Source organism: Coriobacteriia bacterium (genome assembly GCA_013334745.1).
GTDB lineage: Bacteria > Actinomycetota > Coriobacteriia > Anaerosomatales > JAAXUF01 > JAAXWY01.
This window is the reverse complement of record JAAXWY010000003.1, coordinates 41,823-64,120: the sequence shown is the minus strand read 5'-3', so window position 1 is coordinate 64,120 and position 22,298 is coordinate 41,823. Positions and strand designations below refer to the sequence as shown.

The window sequence follows — 22,298 nt, the reverse complement described above, 5'->3', positions numbered from 1 at the left end:
GTCTACCTCTCTCATCGGCTCCTTGTCTGAATCGCGGCGGACAATCGGAAAGGACTCGCGTATACGCGGGCTACGCGCGCGCGTACGCGAAGGGGAGTTGCGGGATACTCAGAGGTGCAGGCATGAGAAGCAGCAGGTCAGGGGCGGCAAGAACCCTGACTCGAATAGCGATCGGGAGGCGGATTGCGCGTCTGATATCCAGCCCGAGTCCTCTCGCTCTGCGAACCCGATGCCCCAACATCCGGACACCGAATAAGCGTTTACGACGACCGCAGGGAATCACACGACACTCATCGCCCGATCCCCAACGGGCCAGCGCGAGCAACCGAACGGCACGAAGAAGAGGACACCGCGTTGGCCGGCCGCGATCCAGCTTCATTATCGTAGCCTGAAACGGTGCCAATGACCAGCGCAAATGGGTGCGAACAGTGCGGTTTCGCATGTGATTTGTGTGGAGGCGGGAGAACTGCCCACCGTTGGAGTGAAGCCGGGTCTTAGCGCCCGATGAGCATCTTCGCCGCCGCTGCGATTCCCTCTGCCGTCAGCCCGTAGTGCTCCATGAGTTCATCCGGATCCCCTGAGGTTCCGAACACATCGTTCACTCCGACGCGCTTGAGCGGCGTGGGACGGCCCTCCCCAAGCGCCTCAGCAACCGCCGATCCCAGTCCACCGATGACGCTGTGCTCCTCACATGTCACCACCGCACCGGTCTTGGCCGCGCTCGACAGGATCGTTGCCGCATCGAGCGGCTTGATCGTGGCGGCATCGATTACCTCAGCAGACACCCCGAGCTCACCGAGAAGCTCGGCCGCAGACACGGCGGCGGCCACCATGACGCCACAGGCCACGAGCGTGACGTCCGTGCCCTCGCGAAGGACGGTGGCCCGTTCAAGATCCCACTCGATGCCCTCCGGATAGACCTCCGGCAGGGTCGCTCGGCCGAGCCGAACATAGAACGGGCCCGGTGTCTGCGCCGCGCAACGGATGGCCGCCCTAGCCGCGTTGAAGTCAGCCGGAACGAGTACACGCATGCCGGGAAGTACCCTCATGAGCGCCAAGTCCTCGATCATCTGATGGCTGCCGCCATCAGGCCCTACGGTGATCCCGGCATGTGTCGGGGTCAACTTGACGTTGAGGCTTGCATAGCACACCGTGTTGCGAATCTGATCATAGGCACGCCCGGTCGCGAACACCGCAAATGAGCCTGTGAACGGCGTCTTTCCAGCTACGGCGAGGCCGGCTGCGACACCGATCATGTTCGCCTCGGCGATACCGACGTTGAAGAAGCGGTCCGGGTACGCGTCGCCCAGCTTTGCGGTCGTCGTTGATTTTGAGAGGTCGGCCTCAACGGCGACGACGTCGTAGCCCTCCCCCGCCAATTCAACCAAGGTCGTTCCTAGTGCCTCTCGAGTCGCCTTCTTGCTCACGATGCACTCCCTTCGGACAAGCCCAGTTCAGCGAGTGCGGCGGCGACCTGCTCGGGGGACGGCGCCTTGCCGTGCCAGCCGGCATCACCCTCCATGAAGGAGACGCCCTTGCCCTTCACGGTATGCGCGATGATGGCGAACGGCCCATCAGAGTGCGCCCGCCCGGCCTCGAGCGCGGCGTGAAGCTGCTCGACATCGTGCCCGTCCACTTCCGTGACGGCCCAGTCGAATGCAGCGAACTTGTTCGCGACCGTTCCAAGGCACATGACCTCGCTGCACGCACCGTCGATCTGAAGCCCGTTGTGGTCGATGATCGCGACCAGGTTGCCGAGCCGCTCGTGGGCCGCGAACATGGCAGCCTCCCAGACCTGACCTTCCTGAATCTCACCGTCCCCTAGCAGGCAAAACACGGTTCTGTCGTCCGTGACATTCTGGGGATGCTCGCCCCCGCGAAGCCCTGCGGCGAGCCCGGAGGCGATCGAAAGCCCCTGGCCGAGCGAACCGGTAGAGACTTCAACGCCGGGCGTCTTGCGCGAGTCGGGGTGTCCCTGGAGCATCGAGCCGAGCTTGCGGAGCGTGCTGAGGTGATCTCGGCCGAAGTAGCCGGCCTCTGCCAGCGCAGCGTACAGCACCGGCCCGGCATGACCTTTCGAGAGGATGAAGCGGTCGCGCTCCGGCCACTCGGGTCGCGTGGGATCGTGGCGCAGAACGCCTCCGAAATAGAGCGTTGCCACGATGTCTGCAGCGGAGAGTGAGCCGCCGGGGTGCCCGCTCCCCGCAGCGCCGATCATCTCGACGATGTCGCCTCTCATCCGCGAAGCCTTGGCCTCGACAGTCGCTCGGTCCCACATGGCGGTGCCCCAATCAGACGAGTAGTTCGTTCGGAATTCGGCACGCCGGACCCACTCGGCGCACAGCCCTCGTAGAATAGCAGGAATCGTGCGGAGCCCGATGATGGGTACAACCCTCGCGAAGGGTTGTCGCGATTGCGGAGAGTGGCTATGCCTATGCACGACGATGGTGTGCGCCCCAAGCCGATTCAGGTGCGCGATATCATGCAGCGCGACTACGGGTATGTGCTCACCGCTCAGGCAGGTGAGCAGTTCCCCGAGGAGTTCGCGCCACAGCTGTCACCTGCCCAGATGCTGAGTCTAGGCGTGTTCGGCGGAAAGTACCTCACCGATTGCGCCGACGAGTTCCCCGATGAGTGGTTCGCAAACGCGCGTTTGTGTCCGAGCCATCACGACCCCGATCTCAACTTCTTCGAGGTCAACGCATCGCTGCCGCTCCACGAGTGGCGCGAACGCGGCTGGATCCATCCCGATGACCCGCGCGGCTGGTTCCAGTGGTACTGCCGCTATTGGATGGGACGACGAATCCCAGCCGAAGATGAGCGGCAGATTCGCCGTTGGCGCGCGATGACGCGGCACATCGCGCAAGTGCGAAAGCACTGCTCTCCGGGCGACATCACGTGCAGGCGCAAGCAGCGTCAAGCCCTCATGAACTGGGCGTACGACAGCCGCGCCTTCTAGGGAGCCATCTCCTTGAAGCCTTCGCCGATCGCCTCATGCACGTTGCTGATGATGACGAGCGCTCGCTCGTCGATCGCAGCCACGATGGCCTTGAGCTCGTCGAGTTCGTTTCGGGAGAGCACCACCATAAGCGTGCCGCGCTTCTCCCCCGTGAAGACCCCGCTCGCTTCGATGCGCGTGGCGCCCCGACCGAGCTCAACATTGATCGCCTGTCCGATACGGTCTGCGTGGTCACTGATGATCCACACAGCCTTCTCGACGCTCACACCCTCCAGCACGAGGTCGATGGCGGCCGTCGCAACGAATATCGCCACGACACCATACATGGCCAGCCGAGGCCCGAACTGTATGGCGGCGAGCACCGTGACCGCGGCATCGACCACGAGCATGATCTGCCCGACGCCGAACGGGAATCGTCTTGAAAGCAACTGGGCGACGATGTCGGTACCGCCTGTGTTGCCGCCGGCCTTGAACACGAAGCCGAGCCCGATTCCGGTAATGGCACCACCGTACAAGGCGGCAAGCAGGAGGTCATCTGATGCGAGGTGCGGCGTGAACGGGGCAATGACGTCGACGAGCACGGAAAGCGTAACGGCTCCGTAGACGGTCTTCGCCAGATAGCTGAGACCCCGCCTTTGCCAAGCGATCACGAGCAGAATCGCATTGAACGCAAGCATCTGGATACCGACAGGAATGGCCACCCCGAAGTTGGCCTGCGCCCAGTAGTAGATGACCGTCGCCAGACCCGATACGCCGCCGGCAGCAATCTGATTCGGGATGAGGAACGCATCAAGGGCCCATGCGGTCATCACGATGCCGAGGGTCATGAGGCCGTAGTCTCGCACGCGACGACTCTTGAGGACGCGCTCGACTACCACTGACGCTCCCCCGCCGCTTCATCGCGCAGGTCATGCGGCGCTGCGCCGTGTGGTGCCGTCGGCCACTCCCACTCGCCACCGATATCGAGGCGAGGCCGCTCTCGTTTAGCCAGCAGGTGCGCGAGCACCGACTCGGCGTTGCGGTTCACGATACGCTCCTCGGTCAGGCCGATCTCCTCGGCGATAGCGAGAGCTGAATCGAAGCGCCCAACGTAGAGCGCGTAGTGCGCGTCCGAGCCGATCGATACGGGCGCACCCGCCGCGAGCGCGGCCTCCGCGAACTGCCGCTCGCGTGCACCCGACCCGGCTCGCGAGCTGGTGGGGTCGAAGCTGTGGTCGTTGAGCTCGAGGATGACGCTGTGACGCACGGCCGCTTCGACGATCGCATCGAGATCGAGAGGAAACTCCTCTTCGTTACCAGGGTGCGTGATCTGGTCGACGAGCGGATGCTCCATGACCCGCAGCAGGGCCTCGGTATTTCGGACGCGGTCCGGTTTGTCCCAGCCCGTGTGCGGGTGGAACCCCACCGCCACGAAGTCGAGCCATCCCAGAATCATGTCGGGCAGGTCGAGCCCGTTCTCCGAGTCAGGCGAGAGATTCGCCTCACAGCCTTTGAGCAGTCGAACGCCGTCGAGCACGCTCGGAATGATCTTGAGGTTCCAGAAGTACCACGGGTGCGCACCTTGCGGGACGCTCGGGGCGTGGTCCGTGATGGCGATGAGCTCAAGTCCGCGCGCACGGGCGACCTGAGCGTTCTCGGTGAGTGTCGAGAATGCGTGACCGGATGCGACCGTATGGGTGTGGAGGTCGGCGAGTAGGCGCATTGGCTACTCCTCTTCTTCGAGGGCCGCTGCGGCGACCGCGGCGCCCTCGCCCTTCACACGCCACCGGTGGAATCCGATCACGAACTGATCGATCTCGCCGCCGAGAACCGCGTTCACGTTGCCCGTCTCCTCGCCGCTTCGCAGGTCTTTGACCATCTGATACGGGTACAGGACATAGCTGCGGATCTGGCTGCCGAACGTGATCTCTCGCTTGGGGCCGCGCAGTTCGTCGATCTCAGCGTTTCGCTTCGCCTTCTCGATCTCGTAGAGGCGCGCGCGAAGGATCTTCATCGCCGCATCCTTGTTCTTGTGCTGCGACTTCTCGTTCTGGCATGTGACCACCAGTCCCGAAGGCATGTGCGTGATCCGAACCGCCGAGTCGGTCGTGTTGACGCTCTGGCCACCGGGCCCGCTTGATCGGTACACGTCGATGCGCAGATCCTCGTCGCGGATCTCGACCTCGACCTCATCGGGCAACAACGGGAGTATCTCGACGCCAGCGAAGGTGGTCTGTCGGCGCTTCTTCTCGTCGGTGGGGCTTATACGGACCAATCGGTGAACGCCCATCTCGGACTGGAGCATGCCGTAGGCGTTGCGACCGTGCACGGTGAACACCGCTCGGTCAATGCCGATCTCGACCCCAGGAGTGTAGTCGTTGAGGTCGGTCTTCCACTTCTTGGACTCGCAGTACTTCATGAGCATCTTGAGGAGCATGTCAGCCCAGTCCTGAGCCTCCAGTCCGCCTTGACCCGGTGTGATGGTGACGATCGCGTCGCCGTGATCGAACTCGCCAGTGAACCACGAGTTCACCTCGAGCGCGTTGATGAGCGAGTTCGCCTGCTTCAGCGCGTTCTCGACTTCGACCGCCAGCTCTTCGTCGTCGCCCGAGACGGCGAATTCGTTGGCCACGTCAGCGTCGTCGAGCGCCGAGACGATGTCGTCATACGCGCCGATCTCCTCACGGATGCCGGAGGACTGCGCCATGACCGACTGCGCGATTGACTGGTCGTCCCAGAAGCCCGGCTCAGCGGCCTTGGCCTCGAGTTTCGCGAGTTCGGCTTTGCGCGAATCGATGTGCAGGTACTCCGACATCTGCGTCACGCGTTCGCGCAGCGCAGTGATCTCCTGAATGCGGTTCTCGACCATCTGCTCTCTACGCCTGCCGTCTCTTGGTGGCCTCGGCGCAGTCGCACTTCTTGAACTTCTTGCCGCTACCGCACGGGCACGGGTCGTTGCGGCCGATATTGTCCCAGGGGTCGTCCTTGTCGTGGATGACCTGGGCGGCCTTCCCGCCGCCCGCTGCAGCTGACGCCGCGGCGATCTGGTCAGGGCTCGGGCCGCCGACTCCGAATGCATCGGCTGCGGCGGCCGCGCCACCGAAGATCGACGACTCCGTAGGCGCCGAGTAGCTCGCTCCGGAAAGCGAGACCGCCTCGGCCTGCGGCTCGATGACGACCTCGATATGCATCATGGTGCGCAGGAAGTCCTCGTTGATGCCGCCCACGAGCCCGCCGAACATGTCGTACGCCTCGGTCTTGTACTCGACGAGCGGGTCACGCTGACCGACCGAACGAAGGCCGATACCATCCTTGAGGTAGTCCATCTCCTGAAGGTGGTCCATCCAACGCGTATCGATGATGCGGAGCATCACCATGCGCTCGAGCTCGAGCAGCCCATCTTCAGTGAGGTCCTCTGCCTTGCGCGAGTAGACTTCGCCAGCGTGGGTCACCAGCAGGTCCGCGAGTTCGTGCGGGTTCTCCACCTCACCGCGCTGCGACTCGACGAAGCCCTCGATGCCAGTGAGGTCGCGGTAGTACTTCGAGACGCCGTCCCAGTCCCACTCCTCCGAGTAGGTCTTCTCCGGGCAGAACTCGAGCACCGCCGAGAGGAGCGTGTCTGCAAGCATCGTCTCGACGCGATCGTGGATGTTCTTACCATCAAGGATGTTGTTGCGCTCACCGTAGATGACCTCGCGCTGCTTGTTCATCACGTCGTCGTATTCGAGAACGTGCTTTCTGGCTGCGAAGTTCATCGACTCGACCTGGCGCTGGGCGCCTTCGATCGCCTTGCTGACAAGCCCGGCCTGAATGGGCATGTCGTCGGGGACCTGGGTCTTTTGCATCATGTCGCTGATGCGATCCATCCGGTCGCCTCCGAACAGGCGCATCAGGTCGTCCTCGAGCGAGAGGTAGAACTGCGATGCTCCCGGGTCGCCCTGGCGTCCGGCGCGACCACGCAGCTGGTTGTCGATACGCCGAGACTCGTGGCGCTCGGTGCCGAGAATCACGAGGCCACCGGCGTCAACGACCCGCACGTGCTCCTCGCCGCAGACGCGCTTGGCTTCTTCGAGTGCCGAGGCCTTCTGCTCGTCATCGGCCGCGTCCGGATCGATACCGCGCTGACGCAGGATGTCCTCCCACATGAACTCGGCGTTGCCACCCAATATGATGTCGGTTCCTCGACCGGCCATGTTTGTCGCAATCGTCACAGCACCGGCGCGACCCGCCTGCGCAACGATGTGTGCTTCCTTCTCGTGGAACTTCGCGTTGAGGACCTCGTGCTTGATACCGCGCTTGTTGAGTAGGCGCGCGAGCTTCTCGGAGTTCTCGATGGAGATGGTGCCGACGAGGCAGGGCTGGCCATCGGTGTTGCGCTCGACGATCTCATCGGCGACGGCATTGAACTTCGCGTCGACCGTGCGGTAGATGAGGTCGTTCTCGTCGTTTCGGACCATCGGTCGGTTCGTGGGAACCACGGTGACCGGCAGCTTGTAGATGTCGCGGAACTCAGCGTCCTCGGTGATGGCCGTTCCGGTCATGCCGGAGAGCTTCTCGTAGAGGCGGAAGTAGTTCTGGAGGGTGATGGTCGCAAGCGTCTGGTTCTCCTCGCGAACGTGCACGCGCTCCTTGGCTTCAAGCGCCTGGTGTAGGCCCTCCGAGTAGCGACGGCCCTCCATGAGGCGACCCGTGAACTCGTCGACGATGAGAACCTCACCGTCTTTGACCACGTAGTCGACGTCGCGCTTGAAGAGGAACTCCGCGCGCAGCGACTGCTGGAGGTGGTTGACCAACTGACCGGAGGGGTCGCCGTAGATGTTCTCGATTCCGACAGCCTGCTCGATTCTGCGCAGCCCGTCTTCCGTGGCGAAGATCGTGCGCTTGGCCTCATCGAGCTCGAAGTCGACCTCGGGCTGCAGACGGGGAACTGCGCGAGCGAACTGCTTGTAGGTGTCCGCCGACTTGGTGCCGGCGCCCGAGATGATCAGCGGGGTACGGGCCTCGTCGATGAGGATGGAGTCGACTTCGTCGACGATCGCGTAGGCGTGTCCGCGCTGAACGCGGTCTTCGGCACGCGTGACCATGTTGTCGCGCAGGTAATCGAAACCGAACTCGGAGTTGGTGCCGTAGGTCACGTCGGCCTGATATGCCGGGATACGCTCGGCGGGGTCCATCTGTGACTGAATCCAACCCACATCCATGCCGAGGAAACGATAGATGCGGCCCATCCACTCGGAGTCGCGCTTTGCGAGATAGTCGTTAACCGTGACGACGTGAACTCCCTTGCCGGGCAGCGCGTTCATGTAGCCCGCGAGTGTCGAGACCAGGGTCTTGCCTTCGCCGGTCTTCATCTCAGCGATTTGGCCATCGTTGAGCACCATGCCGCCGATGAGCTGAACGTCAAAGTGACGCATCCCGAGGGCACGCACGCTCGCCTCTCGCGTGACCGCGAACGCCTCGATCTGGATGTCGTCAAGCGACTCTCCCCGCTCAAGCCGCTCACGAAACTCGATGGTCTTCGCGGCGAGATCCACGTCCGAGAGCGCTTGGATCTGGGGTTCGATCTCATTGATGCGCGCAACGCGCCCTTCGTAGACGCGAACCTGCTTGCCCTCACCGAGCGTGAGGAGCTTCTGGAGGAAGTTAGCCATGTGTAACGACACCTTCGAATGGTGGGATTTGTGGGTGAAAAGCAGCCCCGATTCTATCACAGGGGTGCGGTCGGGCTGCGGGCGGCCAGCCACCAGACCGGCCGCCCGCGCCCTCCAATGGGGAGCTGCTCTGCGCGCTCGCTCCGCTCGTTGGGACGAAACCCATCGGGCCCAGCCGACGGTGCACCGGCTCGTTTCCGATGCCCCTCAGGAGACCCGCTCCTCACCAGTCGTGAGCCTGCCCCGCCGCGTGCAACGCCCTGTCTGTCAGGGAGCCCGACGAGCCTCGTCCGTGTCGGCGGGCCACTTCGGCGGGCCGACGGGAAGGAGCGTATCGGACGGACCTTACCGATTCCTTACCAGTCAGTTACCACTTCGCGGTAAGGTCCCGCGAGTCAGTCCGCCAGGGGGTCGAAGTCCACACCGGTCGGACGGTCCTCCATGGCCAGAATCTGGTCGTAGAGGGCGCGCATCTCGGGCGATGGATCCAAACCGAGCTCCTCGCACAGTCGGTCTCGGCAGAGCAGATACGTGTCGATGGCCGACGACCGCTGTCCGGCTGCAATCTGGCACCGCACTGCGGCCTGGTACAGATCCTCTCGGAACTGATCATGCTGGAGCGCCTTACGCGCGAAGATGAGGGCCGTGTGAGGGTCGCCGTCTTCGAGGTGGATGTCGGTCGCACGCAGCATCGCGTCCATGAACTCGTGACGATAGTGATCCCTAAGATTGCCGAACCAATCCTCGTAGCAGTCTCCGGGCAGCAGGTCGCCCCGATACAGGTCCGCGATCTGCCGATACGACGCCAGTGCCGTCTTGCGATCTCCGTCCGCCTCGGCGGCATGTGCAGTTGCGCAGGCGGACTCGAATGCGTCGACGTCCGTGCGAACCGTCGAACGAATGGACCGGCAGACACCCCCAACGCTCTCGACGTACGGGCACTTCGCGCCCTTCTCGGCATCGGGTCCCATGAGCACTGACTTCATCGTGCTCCACACCACGTAGAGGTTGCTCTTCGCGCGCTCCTCGTCCATTTCGGGCCACAGGTGCTCGAATATCTGCTCCCGCGCAACGTCCTGGCCGCGCCGAAGCATGAGCATGGCGAACAGCACGCGGGCCTTGCGCTTGCGCCAGTCGCGCTCACGCACCGAGCGCCCACCGATACTGACCTCGAGTCCGCCGAACATCCGGACGTGGCACAGCGGCAACCCGCCACGCTCGAGATACTTCGCGAATTCATCGTCGCCGAGCAGCCGCGCGCCGAGTGCTCGCCACGTCGGGGTATCGAGCAGGGGCTTCACTCTGCCGAGAATGACCTCCGCCTGCTCGGGCAGGATCATTCGCAGCATGTGTACCGGCAGCCGATCGGGACCGAGCGCAGCCGTGAACAGTCCGAGCAGCTCGGGGAACGCGCGGCAGTACATCGCGACCTGCCAGTTGGGATTCTCGGACAGGATGTACTCCTCGTTGCGGCGTAGGCGAGCCAGGGCACCCTCGAAGTCCCCTTCGCGACGGTCCACCTCGGCCAGGATCATGTCGGACCGCAGGCGATGGTAGCTGTTCGGCCTGGCGCCCTCGGCCGCCACAGACTCGGTCCATGCCCTCGCTGCGGACTCATCGCCGAGCGCCAGTAACGATGCGGCGACTTCGAGGGCCGCGAGTCGGCGAAAGAGGAGATTGTCGGCGACAGAGAGTTGCTCGAACGCGACCTCGGCCTGCTCGAGCGCTTCTTCGAGTTGCCCGGATGCGCGAAGTATGACTGCAAGGTAGACCCTGTCGATGGCAGAGTCATTGGATTCACCGTTCGCTTCCGCCGTATCAATGCCCTCGTAGACGCGCCTGATTCCCTCCTCCACGTGACCGGCGGCAACCTCTGCGCAGCCGAGCGGAGGAGCGTACGCGCCCGTATACGTATACAGGCCAAATCGCCGAGCCTCGTCCAGCGCCGCCCGCAGCAAGGAGAGGGACCTGTGGAGTCTCCCCGCCTCCAGCAGCATGAGCCCCAAATTGCCCATCACGATGACTCGTGAACTGATGAGCTGCTGTGGTGTGCCGACTAGTGGCGACAGAACACGCGTCCCTGCCATCCAGTCACCATCCGAGAGTATCGGCACCAGGGCAAGCAACGTTGCGGCTGTGTATCTGATGTGAGCGCCCTCCGGCACTTGCGCGGTAAGCACACACGCCTCCTCAAGCACAGCCCGGACCTCCTCTGGGGTCCCACCACGCGTGAGTCTTGCGCGGGCCGTCGCAATCAGCGCCTCGCCCCGAAGCTCCGCGGGAATGCCGGCGGATCTGCTAGAGAGAACCTCGTTCGCAACCCGCTCCGCATCTTCGAAACGCTGCAACCTGCAATAGCACTGCAGGCTCAGCGAAACGGCCTTCGCAGAAGTCACTGCGTCTCCCTCATGATCCGAGAGTGATCGCACGGCGTTGCATCGGGCAAGCGACTCATCTGACTCGCCCAGCTCTGCACACAACTCCGCCCACAAGAGCAAGACCCGCGGGTTTGCCATCAGTTCATGTACTGGCGCCAACTCAACCATGGTTCTGAGTTGCTCGTACGCACCAGATGACAGGAGTGCGGAGCCATGTTCTTCAAGCCACGCTGTCAGCCCATCAGTCCTGCCTCCTCTGACCATCAGGTCAGCGGCCCTAATGGCGTCACCCCGGGCCGAAAGATGGTCAATGACCCTTGTCATGGTTGTACGTGAACCCGAGGGCAGGTCGAATCCGAAACGCTCCAGCACGAAACTCGATAGAAGGTCATGCACTCTGAATGTCGTGCTACCAAAACCATTGCTTGAGACTGAAAGAAGCGGCATGACTGCAGTTAACCGGTCGAGAGCCGCACCTGCGGCCGTCTCACCGAGCGCCTTGATTTCCGCAGTCGTCCCCTTGCCAAGAAGGGCAACGAGCGCCAAGACCGCGATGTCACCCTCCTGCTCGCAAGACGCCAAGTGCCGCTCTAGCCAGGCCTCTAGAGACGTGGTCCGAACGCCCAACTGCCCGACACCGTAGGTGGCCACCTGCGTTGCAAGAATCGCAAGCAGGGCCGCGTGACCACCGCTGGCCTCGTGAATCGCATCGGCATCCGCAGGAGACACCTCGATGCCCAGATAGGCGAAGTACCGCTCGGCCTCACTGAGGGTGACCGCGAGTCCGGCCTGTTCGATGACCTCCCATTCATACAGGGTCTCAAGTGGCCACTCGTTCAATGCTCGCGTAGTAACAACAAGTCGGGACGAACTCCTTCTCAGCGCCCTGGCGAGACGCGTGAGTTCTTGCGCAGATACTGGCCCGTGGGGGCTACCGAGGTCATCCAAGACAACCACAAGCCCTTTGCCCCCGGAGTAGACCTCAACAGATTCAATAGCTGCTTCGGTAAGGTCCGCCAGGCGGGATCCATCGGAGTCGGAGTCAGATGCCTGACCGGCCACCTGTGAGCGAGTGATCGAACCAAGAAGTGTTGCGAGACGAGCCGCAGATACAAAGTCGCCGCCTGCGTCTAGCCATACCACCTCTTGCCCAGACCGTCGCGAATACTGAGACGCAACGGTTGACTTGCCGCAGCCAGACGCTCCAGCAAGTACGACTGGCCGAGTCCCTGCACTCTCGAGCAGACGGAGCAGCCGTTCGCGTTCAGTCACAACGCCGAAATCGGGCGCACCCCAAGAACCAAGCGAGGATCTCATGCTTGCCTCCAGCGTTCGTGCGACGAGGGGTGCCGCCGTTTCAGTTGAGAATTGTATAGACCACTTCCAAGCTCTAGACAAGACCATCTGCGATCTACCGTGCCAACTCCAGAAGGGCTGCGTCAGCTCGTGTCAGACAGGTGCTCCGGACTGGTCACGGCGCCTGCAGTGGCCGACACGATCTGAACAGCCACGCCAACAATCAAGAGAACATCCCCCGCGCTGAGCAGAAACGTGCCAGACATCACACGGAAGGTGATCGCATCGCCCAGAAACCCCCATATAGTGCCCACTCCGACAAACTGGTATAGCCCCATGGATTGGGCAACCTGTTCCGCCTGAGACAACACTGCCGTTTCAGGGACAGATACCGGCATGCCACCGTTAGCGAGCACCACTACAAGATTCAGCCCCAGCCCCACAGCAGCAATCCAGAGCCCGGGTAGTCGCCATGAAGTGATCAGCAGTACGACCAAGAAGGTGCTTGATATGCACCAGAGGGCAAACCCGAACTCCGACGTAGCGAAGCCGAACAGCCGCCCTCTAGCGACTCCCTGAACGAGGAAGGCGACCAAGATCCAGGGTGACCACGGGATGCTCAGCTCCGCCAAGCGTCGCAGTGAACCGCCACTCGCCCAGGCCACAGCCAAACCGACGCCGATCGAGAGAAGCGCGAGCACTATCTGACCGCAGGCGTCCGGTAGCCCAGCTCAAGAGCCGCACCAACCACTCGCGCCTTCACGGTTGGCGAGACCATCGGAGCCAAGTCGTCGAGCACTGTCGTCTTGTGAGCAGCCGCAACCTCCGGGTGAAACGCCATGTCAATATCGCTAGCAAGAGCGACGATCATCGCCGCCGTCAAGTCCGACTCGACCGCGTTCGCCGCCCCCTCAGGCCCATCGCAGGCACGCAGGATAGGCTCGACATCTCGAAAGAACTCCACACCGTGCACCACATCTGCCGAGCTCATCGATCGCGAGACAGGGTCAGGGCCGTCCTGCGGACGATCCGAGAGGGTGCCCAGATCATGCAACAGGGCCGCGTAAGAAATGCGCTCCACCATGGCGGCGCCCAGCCCGAGCCTACCCGCGATTGCGCGCGCCATCATGGCGGTTCGGTCCGCGTGCCCGACACGCCGGGCGTCTTGGTTCTCGGCGGCCTCCACTAGAACCTCCACAGTAGTCCGATACGTCTCTCGAATATCCAAGAAGAGCGCATACGACTGCCGCATCAAGAGGAGCAGCGCGACAACGGGAATGAGACTCCAGCCACCCATGCCGTTATAGGTCAGCAACAGAAGCACCGATGCTGACCACTGTGCCGCCAACAATGGAGCCTGAGAGCGGATGTTGCCACGAACAAGCCTCAAGAATGATCTGGAAGAAACGACCCCGGTCACCGCTTGGGCCGTGATGATTTCAACCATCAGGAAAGCCGCCGGCACAATTCCATAGAGTGCCAAGGGGGGTAGAACACTCGCGCCAACTGCGAGAACAGATGCAGCCGCCACTATTCCAGCGATTCTGGAGATTAGTACGCCAACGAGCCGCAGAGGCTGGCTTAGCCCCCGCCGAAGTAGGTGGACTCCTACAGCTGAGATTCCGACCAACACCGCGCCCTGGGCGGGTCCCAGAACAACCAAGGACGCAGCCGCAAGCGCACCCGCAACACCTACGCTGTCGCCCCTTGGGAGCGAGATATCGAACAGGTCTAGAACAACTAGTCCCGCCAAGAACCAAATGGACGCCCATAAGGTTGGTTCGAGCGCATATGGGGGTGCTTGGCCAAAGAACGGGATGATGGAAGTAGGCATGTCTAGGAACTCCGAACGGGTTCTGTCCGCGTGGATATCGCTTGCTCAACGAGCACACTTTGCGCGCCGTCCTCCGCGTCGAACCTGCACTCTACGAAGAGTCGAACGATCTCCGCATCGAACTGGCTTCCAGCGCCACGAATCAACTCGGCGATAGCGTCTTCCCTGCTCAAGGCAGGGCGATATGCTCTGGTGGTAGTCATGGCGTCGTAACTGTCAGCAATGCTCAGGACTCTTGCCGAAAGCGACAATTCGTCGCTGCCCTGCCGCAGCGGATAACCGGTTCCATCGAACCACTCATGATGCTGAAAGACCGCTTGCGCCAAGTCCCGAAGCGGAGGAATCCTGCGAATCATGTCTGCCCCGCGCGCAGGATGCTCCCGTATCTGTAGCATCTCCTCAGGCTCGAGTCTCCCGGGCTTGGTAAGGACCATGCTTGGCACAGCCAGCTTGCCGATATCGTGAAGCAAGGCAGCATACTCGAGACGCTCCAGGTCCCTTGAGTCCATGCCACAAGAGCGGCCGAGCGCGACGGCATATGTTGACACGCGCTCAGAATGGCCTCGGGTGTACGGGTCCTTGGCCTCAAGCGCACCTACCAGCGAACGTATTGTGTCGACATAGGCCACCTTGAGCCCGGCGTAACGAAGGAACAATTGTCGCGCAACCGCAAGCGGTGCGAGAACCAGCGGTAGGGCAAGCGCAGAAATGGCAAGCACTTGCGCCACCAGGAATCCTAGCCCCGCCAGGGTGAATTGGGTCGGGACAAAGGTGATCATCGTGGATGCGGTCGAGGAGAGTGGCTGGCGGGTAAACAGTGCCATACCCACAGCGGTCAGCAACATGTTGCCAAGAACACAGGTGACAGACATCGCCAGCGCGGGGACTAGGATCTGCGGAAAGTCACCAACCCCGAGCGGCCGGAATGAGGAAACCCCGACCTGCAACACCCGCCCGCCAAGCCACATGTATAGGCAAGCAGAGAGCCCGGTGCTCAGAACCATCTGGCCCAGATTAAAGAGCACGATTGGCGCAGGCTTGCGCTGCCTAAGCTCATCAATGTTGATCGAGGAGACCGCGGCCACCACACAAGATGCTGCCGGGCCACACAGAATCGCGCTGGCAACACCCAACGGAAACGCCAATGAGACACTATAGGGCTCAATAGAGAACCGGAAGTTCTCGGAAAGAATGACCGCAACCAGGAGCAGAATCAGCTGGAACGAAGCCATCGGCGGGAATAGGCGCCATGCTGTGATCACTATCAGGACGGCGCTCAATACTACTAAGCCGACATAAGTGAGGAAGGGGCGGTTGGGGCGCTGTGATTCAGTCACTATGCCCCACCCGCCCCCAACTCAAAGTGGACCGACTCCGCCCGGATACTACATCTTCCAGTAAGCGCCACCGGAAAGAACAACGGCGGCGAGAGACGCGAGAACCAGCATCATACGCTTCATGGTGAGAAGACCCCCTTCGTGGAACTGGTGTGGTCTTCTCCCATCCCGCTAGCGATGGAAGAACTCTGTCCGCTCCGCTCATTTCAGTGCTGACAGTGTTCGTGCGTTGGTTCACGGCGCCGGTCCAAACTTGTGGGTTATACGGTTGTCAGGAAGCCCATACGGCGGTTGATCGCATCGAGCGTGGCACGCACGATGGAATCGTTGTCGTTCTGCCGTACGAGCGCGGAGCCGGACAGGTGTTGCTCTCCAAATCCGCTAACGAGGGCGATGCAGGAAACCGCGACCTTCTCGCGGCCAAGCTGCACGATGGCTACGTCCTCGAGAGCGAAGGAAATGGTGGCGTCAGTGTACTGGCTGACAGCGTCAAGCGCCGCCAGTGCGACGAGCCGCGCGCGCCCCGTCTTGCTGGCAGGGCCGCTGGCGTTGCCTACGTACTCAGCATCACCGATCTCCAGTACCACCGAAGCGGATGCCTGCACACCACTCACTGTGGCATTGATCGAACAGATACGCGGCCGAGCAACGGTCGAACGTGCATCAACAGGCGCCTCGTCCTTGAGCGCGTCGCGTCCGAGAAGCGCGATCGAGATCTTCTTGTGGTCAACGGGTATACCGAAACGAGCCATCAGCGTCGACTCAATGTCGCGCACGAGCTGCTTTGGGGCCTTGGTGGGAAGTGCGAGGATGTGTATCTCGGCGATGGATCCGTCGGCGTCCGGCACGATGCGGGCAGCCTTAATCTCTCCGACCTCCGCGAGCGCGGCTTCGATATCCTCGACCTTGATGCGGGATGCGCTCTGATCCACTTGGGGAGCTCCCTGCTACGACGATTACTGCTACGACTGAGTCAACCAAGTGCGTTCGCGCGTGCGCGAATCACGGCTTACTGTACGGACAGCCGCGAACGCATGTCAACAACGACAAGAAGAGCGCCCGGAGGCGCCCTTCTCACTGCGCGGTTGCGAACGACTTGGCCGAGTTCTACGCGTTCGGCTGAATCAGCCCGTAGTCGCCGTCGTTTCGGCGATACAGAACATTGACTCGCTCCGTATCGGCGTGACGGAACACAAAGAAGTCGTGGCCCAGAAGTTCGAGCTGAAGCACCGCTTCTTCCTCGGTCATGGGCTTGGTCTCGATGGTCTTGATGCGCACGACCTCAGCCGAGGCTTCAGTGTCATCAGCAATCTCAGTGTCACCGGCAGCCGTCTTCGTCACGGCCACGCCGTGGTTGCGTCGATCGATGACCTTCGTCTTGTACTTACGCATCTGCTTCTCGGCCTTGGCAGCTGCAAGGTCGATTGCCGCATGCATGTCAGTCGAGGTCTCCTCGGCTCGAACCACGTGACCCTTCAGCCGAACCGTGACCTCGGCGGTGAACCGATCGGGGTGCGAACGGTTCTTGCGCACGTCGAGCACTACCTCCGCGACGACCGGCTCGGCGTCGTAGATCTTGGCAAGCCTGCCGAACTTCTCCTCTGCATACGCGCGGGTGGGATCCGTGACGGTCATGTGCCGCCCAACCACTTTGACTTGCATCGATGGCCTCCCTTGCGTTCAGGTCTCTAGAAGGAAGATACCCCTCGCAGCGTCGCGCTGACGCTGCATGGGGTATCGAAACGAACTTATTGCGCCTGCTAGGCGATATGCCCGAGGAAATCCTTGGTGCGATCGCTCTTGGGATGGTCAAATACCTCTTCCGGCGTGCCCTGTTCGTGCACGATTCCCTCGTCCATGAACACGACGCGATCTGCGACGTCGCGCGCGAAGCCCATCTCATGCGTGACGACAATCATGGTCATGCCGCCCTTCGCGAGCTCCTTCATGACGTCGAGAACGCCACGAACCAACTCGGGGTCGAGCGCCGACGTCGCCTCATCGAAGAGCATCACGTGCGGATCCATCGCGAGCGCACGGGCGATGGCGACGCGCTGCTGCTGACCGCCGGAGAGCTGCGCCGGGTAGTAGTCGACCTTGTCGCCCAGGCCAACTCGCTCGAGTTGCGACACCGCCGACTTCTCCGCCTCTGCCTTCGAGCGCTTGAGAACGCGCTGTTGGGCCAGCATGACGTTGCCCTTGGCAGTGAGGTGCGGGAACAGGTTGAAGCTCTGGAACACCATCCCGATATGCTCGCGCATCTTGTTCACATTGGTGTCGGGCGCTGTGATCTCGGTGTCCTCGAAGTAGATCTTGCCTCCGGTCGGCTCCTCGAGCCGATTGATGCAGCGAAGCATCGTCGACTTGCCGGAGCCGGAAGGCCCAAGAACGACGACCACTTCGCCCTTGTCCACTTCGAGATCGACGCCCTTGAGGACATCGAGCGTTCCGAAGGACTTGACGAGATTCTGTATGCGTACGATCGGCTGGCTCATCACTTACCTCGACTCGTGCTCTGCGACGGACGCTTGCAGCTCAGCTTCTGGACCCGCACTCGCGGGGCGCCATCCCCACCGACGACGACGGCCGGTCGTGTCGTTAGACGAGGCGGCCGCTCCGCCCTCCGCGATCGCGAGGCGATGCTCGAGGTTGGCGACCCAGTTGATGAGCGGAATCGTGACCAGCAGGTAGTAGACGGCAGCGACCACGAAGGGCGTGAGGCTACCGCTCCGGGTAGCGAGACTGTTGCTGTAGAGCATCAGCTCGAACACGCCGACTGCGGACAGGAGCGCTGTGTCCTTGAAGAGCAGGATGAACTCGGATGTCATGGTCGGCAGAACGCGCTTGACTGTCTGCGGAATGATGACGAACGCCATCGCCTGCGGGTAGCTCATGCCGAGAGAACTGGCGGCCTCGAACTGTCCGCGATTGATCGACTGGATGCCGGCACGGAAGATCTCGGCAAGGTAGGCCGAGCTGTTGAGGGCCAGCACGAAGACGCCGGTCGGGAACAGCGGCGCCTGGAACCCGGCGATCGGAAGACCGACGAATGCGATGAATATCTGCAGGAAGAGCGGCGTACCTCGAATCACGTTGATGTAGATGTTCGAGAAGAAGCGAACCGGCCACACCTTCGACATCTTCATGAACGCAAGGAGCAGTCCGCCGGCGATTGCGAAGGGGAAGGCGACCACGACAAGCGCGATCGACATGAGCCATCCGGTGAACAGGAGCGGCACCGATGAGACGATCATCTGCGGCTTGAAGAAGATGTTCAGGAACTGAAGCGAGTTCCACTTCTGCACGAACGGCTTCTCATCAAGCCATTGCGTCACCGCCTGAACGGTGGTGAAGGTCTCAGTCTTGAACGGTGGCGTCGAGGTCTGCCCCGTCACCCCGTTCGACGTGTAGTCGACGACGACGTTGAACTGCCCACCGGACTTCGGCAGGACCACATCGAAGATCTGCACGCGCATGTCGAATCCGGCCGAGACGGGCGGAGTGAACGCCAGATTGATCTTCTGTCCCGCGACGTCGGTCTTGACCTCGACCGGGATTCGCTTGAGACCGTCGAGCGTCACAGCGTCGACCTTTACCGCACTCACATCGAATCCCTCGGGGTATGTGAGGGAAAGCATCTCGATCGGCTGCTTGGGCAGCGTGGTGAAGGTGAAGCGAGTGGACTTGCCGCCGCTCGTCTGGCTCAGCGTGAGGTTCGTGCCCTTGAGGACGTCATCGGCAAAGGCCACGCCGACCGCGCTGAACGCGAGCACGGCAAGCAGCACAACAGCGAGTAGCCTCATCCACGAGGTTCGTCTAGCTGATAGGACTCTGTTCATCACGCAGCCAACCCTTCGAAGCGAGGGCCCCCGGCGCGAAGCCGGAGGCCCTCCCCGATTCGAATCAAAGCAGGAACCACCGAGCAGTGACTACTGCTCGTACGGGCCGATCCACTTCTCGTAGATCGTCTTGTACTCGCCCGACTCCTTGATCTTGGCGAGCGCCTCATTGATGGCGACAGCAAGATCGGGGTTCTCCATGGCGACACCGAAGCCGTACATCTCACCGGTCGGAATCTGCTTGACGATGGCAAGCTTCTTGGCCGGGTCCTTCACGATCTCGTTGGTGACGGGGAGATCGTTGACGACAGCTGCGACGGTGTTGGCCTGAAGTGCGGCGAACGCCTGGCTGGTCTTCTTGAACGGCACGATGGTGACGCCGGCGGGCTTGAGGTTCTCGGTGGCCCACTGCTCACCGGTGGTGCCGGACTGGACGCCGACCTTCTTGCCCTTGAGATCCTCAGGAGCGGAGTAGGTCGAGCCCTCCTTCATTGCGATCGACTGGTTCGACTCGAAGTACGGGTCGGTGAAGACGATCTCCTTCTTGCGCTCATCGTTGATGGTGAGCGAGGAGGCGATGACGTCAAACTTGCCGGCGTTGACCAGGGCAAGCAGCGCGTCGAAGTCCTGCGGCGGCAGGTAGCTGATCTCAAGACCCATCTCACGAGCGATGGCGGTCATGAGGTCGACATCAAAGCCCTCCGGCTGATCACCGTTGAGCTGCTCGAACGGCGGGTAGTCGAGGTCCGAACCGATGGTCAGCTTACCCGGGGCCACAAGCTTGTACGTGGGAGCGGCGGGCTCGGTGCTCGTCGCTTCCGGCGTCGTGGCGGGGGTGCTGGGCGCGCTCGAGCCGCATCCCGCGAGTGCCACAAGTGCGGCCACCATCACGAGTACGAGCAGGAGCCCAGTAATCTTGCGAGCCTTCTGCATCTTTCCTCCTTGTCGAACCTGACAAGGTGACGAACGCCATGCTTGATGGCGAACGCCCCCTCCTGACTTACGCTGCATAATCCTACACCGTTTCTGCGAGCGCAAACGCGCGCTCGTGCGTATCCATGCAAGGGTCGATTGTATGCAGCAGCCGTTCGATACACGCACAGGTGCGTACCGGGGCGATACACGAGCAGTGCAGTTGACGCCGCCTACGGTGCCGCTGTCGCGGTGGTCGCGCCGGACCCCGCGGTCTCGGCAACCTCGAGCTTCGCCAGATCCCCGACCCACTTGGTGCGCAGGGTAGCCAGCACGCCATCGGCGGCCAGTCCATCGAGCGCCTCTCGTGTGGCCGTCGTGAGCTCCTCGTTCTCGGGCACGACCCCCACGCCGAGAAGAGTGGCCGACTCAAGTTGGCCCGCGAAGTGCACGAGCGGATAGTCTCGTCCGATGTACGCGCCGACCAGGGTGTCGCCCGCGATGACCGTGACCTCGCCGCGAGATAGTGCGTCGAAAGCCTCTCGCAGAGTCGGGTATGCCGACACGCCCTCTTCTCCCAGCTCGCGCAGCAACTTCCAGTACGCGTCCGAGGAACGCTGAGCGCCGACCTTCTCGGGCGCGGGCGGGAGCGTGGCCATGGTAAGCGTAGGCTCGACCGGCGCCGTCGATTCGGTGGCCACGAAGAACCCGGGGGCGTTTGAGAGGTAGGAGCCCGCGAGCGTGACGTTTGACAGTGACTCGGCTGTGAACGGAACCGACATCACGATGTCCACGGTACCGGCGGCGAGTGCAGTGGCGGCCTCTGAGGCAACCACGGGAACGACCACGAGCTTCAGGCCGAGCCGCTCTGCGAGCGCTGCGGCGACGTCGATGTCCAGGCCGGCCTGCTGGCCCTGATCGGTGCCGCCGAACGGCGGGTAGTCGATGTCCACGCCTGCGCGAAGAACGCCGGCTTCCTTGACCACAGGCGGAGCAACCTTAGGCTGCAGCTCGACTTCCTTGGGCTTGCTGCATCCGGCCACGACGAGCAAGGCGGCAAGTGCCACCACCGCCGCCGATACGACCCCTGCACGTCTCACTTGCGCCATGACGCCCCTTCCAAATGTGAAATCAATGCTCCCGCCCGGCTGACCTGGTCTTTGGCCCCACACTCGCATACTGGAGCTTCCGCTTGATGTGATCTCACTACCGGCCCTCTCGCCCGAAGCCGCGGTATGCGGCTTTCATCGGGCGGTACGACTTACCCCTAAGATGCGCCATGCTCGCGCGACGGAAAACCGCCGGCTTACGTGGATCCTTTCGGCCGCATCTACCATGGACTAAGGCACTCGCGCGCCCGCAACCACAGACCCGGGCGGGAACGTGGACGATTCTAGCACGCGACCCTCGGCCGGAGCCGCCGCTCACCACGTCCTGGCCACCGCGGCGACCCGTACCTCCTGTGCGCCGGCAGCCAACAGCACTGCGGCAGCCGCATCGAGCGTGGCACCGGTCGTGAAGACATCGTCGGTAAGCAGGATGCGACCCGAGACGTCCGCAGTCGCTGTTACAGTTCCTGCGACGTTCGCCGCACGCGCCTCGCGACCAAGCGTGCGCTGGTCACGGGCGCGAGACCGCGTCAGGCACTCGAGCATCGGCACTCCGAGCTCGTGGGCGACGGCATCAGCGATTGCCCGGCCGTGGTCGAAGCCTCGGCGGCGAAGCGCGGCTCGGGTCGCGGGCACGAAGGCGACGCCGTTCGGCCAGTCCGGCCACGCGGCCGCGATCTGCGTGGCGAGCATGCTCCCGAGTACCTGGGCGAGCCTTCGTTCCCCCGCATCCTTGTGCAGCACAACCGCCCGCGCCAGCGGAGGCTCGAACTCACCGAACGCGACGCCAGCCGAGAACGCCCACTCTCGGTCCCAGCATTCGGTGCACACGAACAGCCCGTACGGCGCGCCACACCGTGGACAGGCGCCCGAAAGCTCCACGCGAGGCAACGCAGCGATGCAGCGGTCACACAGCAGTGCACCCGGCAGCTCGCAGCCGGCGCAACGCGTCGGGAAGAGCAGTTCCGCGATGTCGTCGAACAGTCCCACGCGCACCTCCGCGC

General features: G+C 62.5%; 18 protein-coding genes. 1 reads left to right on the top strand and 17 read right to left on the bottom strand.

Translation table 11 applies throughout. The features are described 5' to 3' along the window. Positions 1–494: 494 nt before the first annotated feature. Both HGB10_01990 and HGB10_01985 read right to left on the bottom strand, forming a co-directional pair. Positions 495–1,430, bottom strand: coding sequence for a transketolase family protein (locus HGB10_01990; GenBank protein ID NTU70586.1), 936 nt, complete (start codon positions 1,428–1,430; stop codon positions 495–497). Next, on the bottom strand, positions 1,424–2,278 hold the full coding sequence (locus HGB10_01985) for a transketolase (protein NTU70585.1): 855 nt from the start codon (positions 2,276–2,278) through the stop codon (positions 1,424–1,426). The genes HGB10_01990 and HGB10_01985 overlap by 7 nt, the downstream gene beginning before the upstream one ends. Before the next feature lie 156 nt (positions 2,279–2,434). Between HGB10_01985 and HGB10_01980 the strand changes: the two genes are divergently transcribed. Then, the gene (locus tag HGB10_01980) at positions 2,435–2,959 is read left to right on the top strand and encodes a hypothetical protein (GenBank protein NTU70584.1); all 525 of its coding nucleotides are present in this window, start codon (positions 2,435–2,437) and stop codon (positions 2,957–2,959) included. On the opposite strand, the gene HGB10_01975 is transcribed toward HGB10_01980, so the two are convergent. The 15 genes from HGB10_01975 to HGB10_01905 form a co-directional block, all read right to left on the bottom strand. Continuing rightward, positions 2,956–3,837 carry a YitT family protein gene (locus HGB10_01975; protein NTU70583.1) on the bottom strand — a complete coding sequence of 294 codons (882 nt, stop codon included), beginning with the start codon at positions 3,835–3,837 and terminating at the stop codon, positions 2,956–2,958. The two genes, HGB10_01980 and HGB10_01975, sit on opposite strands and share 4 nt — an antisense overlap. Continuing rightward, positions 3,831–4,661: a phosphatase gene (locus HGB10_01970; GenBank protein ID NTU70582.1), complete on the bottom strand. Its 831-nt coding sequence runs from the start codon at positions 4,659–4,661 to the stop codon at positions 3,831–3,833. The genes HGB10_01975 and HGB10_01970 overlap by 7 nt, the downstream gene beginning before the upstream one ends. Before the next feature lie 3 nt (positions 4,662–4,664). Next, positions 4,665–5,807 (bottom strand): peptide chain release factor 2, encoded by a 1,143-nt coding sequence (locus tag HGB10_01965; GenBank protein ID NTU70581.1) that lies wholly within the window; start codon positions 5,805–5,807, stop codon positions 4,665–4,667. A gap of 7 nt (positions 5,808–5,814) precedes the next feature. Continuing rightward, positions 5,815–8,589, bottom strand: a complete 2,775-nt coding sequence (secA, locus tag HGB10_01960) for a preprotein translocase subunit SecA (protein ID NTU70580.1) — start codon at positions 8,587–8,589, stop codon at positions 5,815–5,817. A gap of 395 nt (positions 8,590–8,984) precedes the next feature. Beyond that, positions 8,985–11,807, bottom strand: coding sequence for a hypothetical protein (locus tag HGB10_01955; protein NTU70579.1), 2,823 nt, complete (start codon positions 11,805–11,807; stop codon positions 8,985–8,987). 599 nt (positions 11,808–12,406) lie between these two features. After that, positions 12,407–12,964, bottom strand: a complete 558-nt coding sequence (locus HGB10_01950; GenBank protein ID NTU70578.1) for a DUF5317 domain-containing protein — start codon at positions 12,962–12,964, stop codon at positions 12,407–12,409. Beyond that, entirely contained in the window at positions 12,964–14,097 is a 1,134-nt protein-coding gene (locus HGB10_01945) for an HD domain-containing protein (GenBank protein NTU70577.1), read from the bottom strand. Before HGB10_01945 ends, HGB10_01950 begins: the two co-directional genes overlap by 1 nt. Before the next feature lie 2 nt (positions 14,098–14,099). Next, positions 14,100–15,434: an HD-GYP domain-containing protein gene (locus HGB10_01940; GenBank protein ID NTU70576.1), complete on the bottom strand. Its 1,335-nt coding sequence runs from the start codon at positions 15,432–15,434 to the stop codon at positions 14,100–14,102. 260 nt (positions 15,435–15,694) lie between these two features. Then, a complete protein-coding gene (locus HGB10_01935; GenBank protein NTU70575.1) occupies positions 15,695–16,366 on the bottom strand; it encodes a hypothetical protein in 672 nt (223 codons plus the stop codon). 175 nt (positions 16,367–16,541) lie between these two features. Continuing rightward, entirely contained in the window at positions 16,542–17,096 is a 555-nt protein-coding gene (raiA, locus tag HGB10_01930) for a ribosome-associated translation inhibitor RaiA (GenBank protein ID NTU70574.1), read from the bottom strand. A gap of 98 nt (positions 17,097–17,194) precedes the next feature. Next, positions 17,195–17,929 carry an amino acid ABC transporter ATP-binding protein gene (locus tag HGB10_01925; protein NTU70573.1) on the bottom strand — a complete coding sequence of 245 codons (735 nt, stop codon included), beginning with the start codon at positions 17,927–17,929 and terminating at the stop codon, positions 17,195–17,197. A gap of 3 nt (positions 17,930–17,932) precedes the next feature. Next, positions 17,933–19,237 (bottom strand): ABC transporter permease subunit, encoded by a 1,305-nt coding sequence (locus tag HGB10_01920; protein NTU70572.1) that lies wholly within the window; start codon positions 19,235–19,237, stop codon positions 17,933–17,935. Positions 19,238–19,363: 126 nt separating this feature from the next. Beyond that, the gene (locus HGB10_01915; GenBank protein NTU70571.1) at positions 19,364–20,206 is read right to left on the bottom strand and encodes a basic amino acid ABC transporter substrate-binding protein; all 843 of its coding nucleotides are present in this window, start codon (positions 20,204–20,206) and stop codon (positions 19,364–19,366) included. 212 nt (positions 20,207–20,418) lie between these two features. Next, entirely contained in the window at positions 20,419–21,294 is an 876-nt protein-coding gene (locus tag HGB10_01910) for an amino acid ABC transporter substrate-binding protein (GenBank protein NTU70570.1), read from the bottom strand. Positions 21,295–21,609: 315 nt separating this feature from the next. Then, positions 21,610–22,284, bottom strand: a complete 675-nt coding sequence (locus HGB10_01905) for a ComF family protein (protein ID NTU70569.1) — start codon at positions 22,282–22,284, stop codon at positions 21,610–21,612. Between the last annotated feature and the right edge of the window lie 14 nt (positions 22,285–22,298).

Bases quoted from the DNA above. Each gene is read 5' to 3' on its own strand.
- HGB10_01985 (NTU70585.1), bottom strand. From the start codon at position 2,278: ATGTGGGACCGAGCGACTGTCGAGGCCAAGGCTTCGCGGATGAGAGGC.
- HGB10_01980 (NTU70584.1), top strand. From the start codon at position 2,435: ATGCACGACGATGGTGTGCGCCCCAAGCCGATTCAGGTGCGCGATATC.
- HGB10_01970 (NTU70582.1), bottom strand. From the start codon at position 4,661: ATGCGCCTACTCGCCGACCTCCACACCCATACGGTCGCATCCGGTCAC.
- HGB10_01965 (NTU70581.1), bottom strand. From the start codon at position 5,807: ATGGTCGAGAACCGCATTCAGGAGATCACTGCGCTGCGCGAACGCGTG.
- secA (NTU70580.1), bottom strand. From the start codon at position 8,589: ATGGCTAACTTCCTCCAGAAGCTCCTCACGCTCGGTGAGGGCAAGCAG.
- HGB10_01945 (NTU70577.1), bottom strand. From the start codon at position 14,097: ATGCCTACTTCCATCATCCCGTTCTTTGGCCAAGCACCCCCATATGCG.
- raiA (NTU70574.1), bottom strand. From the start codon at position 17,096: ATGCAAGTCAAAGTGGTTGGGCGGCACATGACCGTCACGGATCCCACC.
- HGB10_01925 (NTU70573.1), bottom strand. From the start codon at position 17,929: ATGAGCCAGCCGATCGTACGCATACAGAATCTCGTCAAGTCCTTCGGA.
- HGB10_01920 (NTU70572.1), bottom strand. From the start codon at position 19,237: ATGAGGCTACTCGCTGTTGTGCTGCTTGCCGTGCTCGCGTTCAGCGCG.
- HGB10_01915 (NTU70571.1), bottom strand. From the start codon at position 20,206: ATGCAGAAGGCTCGCAAGATTACTGGGCTCCTGCTCGTACTCGTGATG.
- HGB10_01910 (NTU70570.1), bottom strand. From the start codon at position 21,294: ATGGCGCAAGTGAGACGTGCAGGGGTCGTATCGGCGGCGGTGGTGGCA.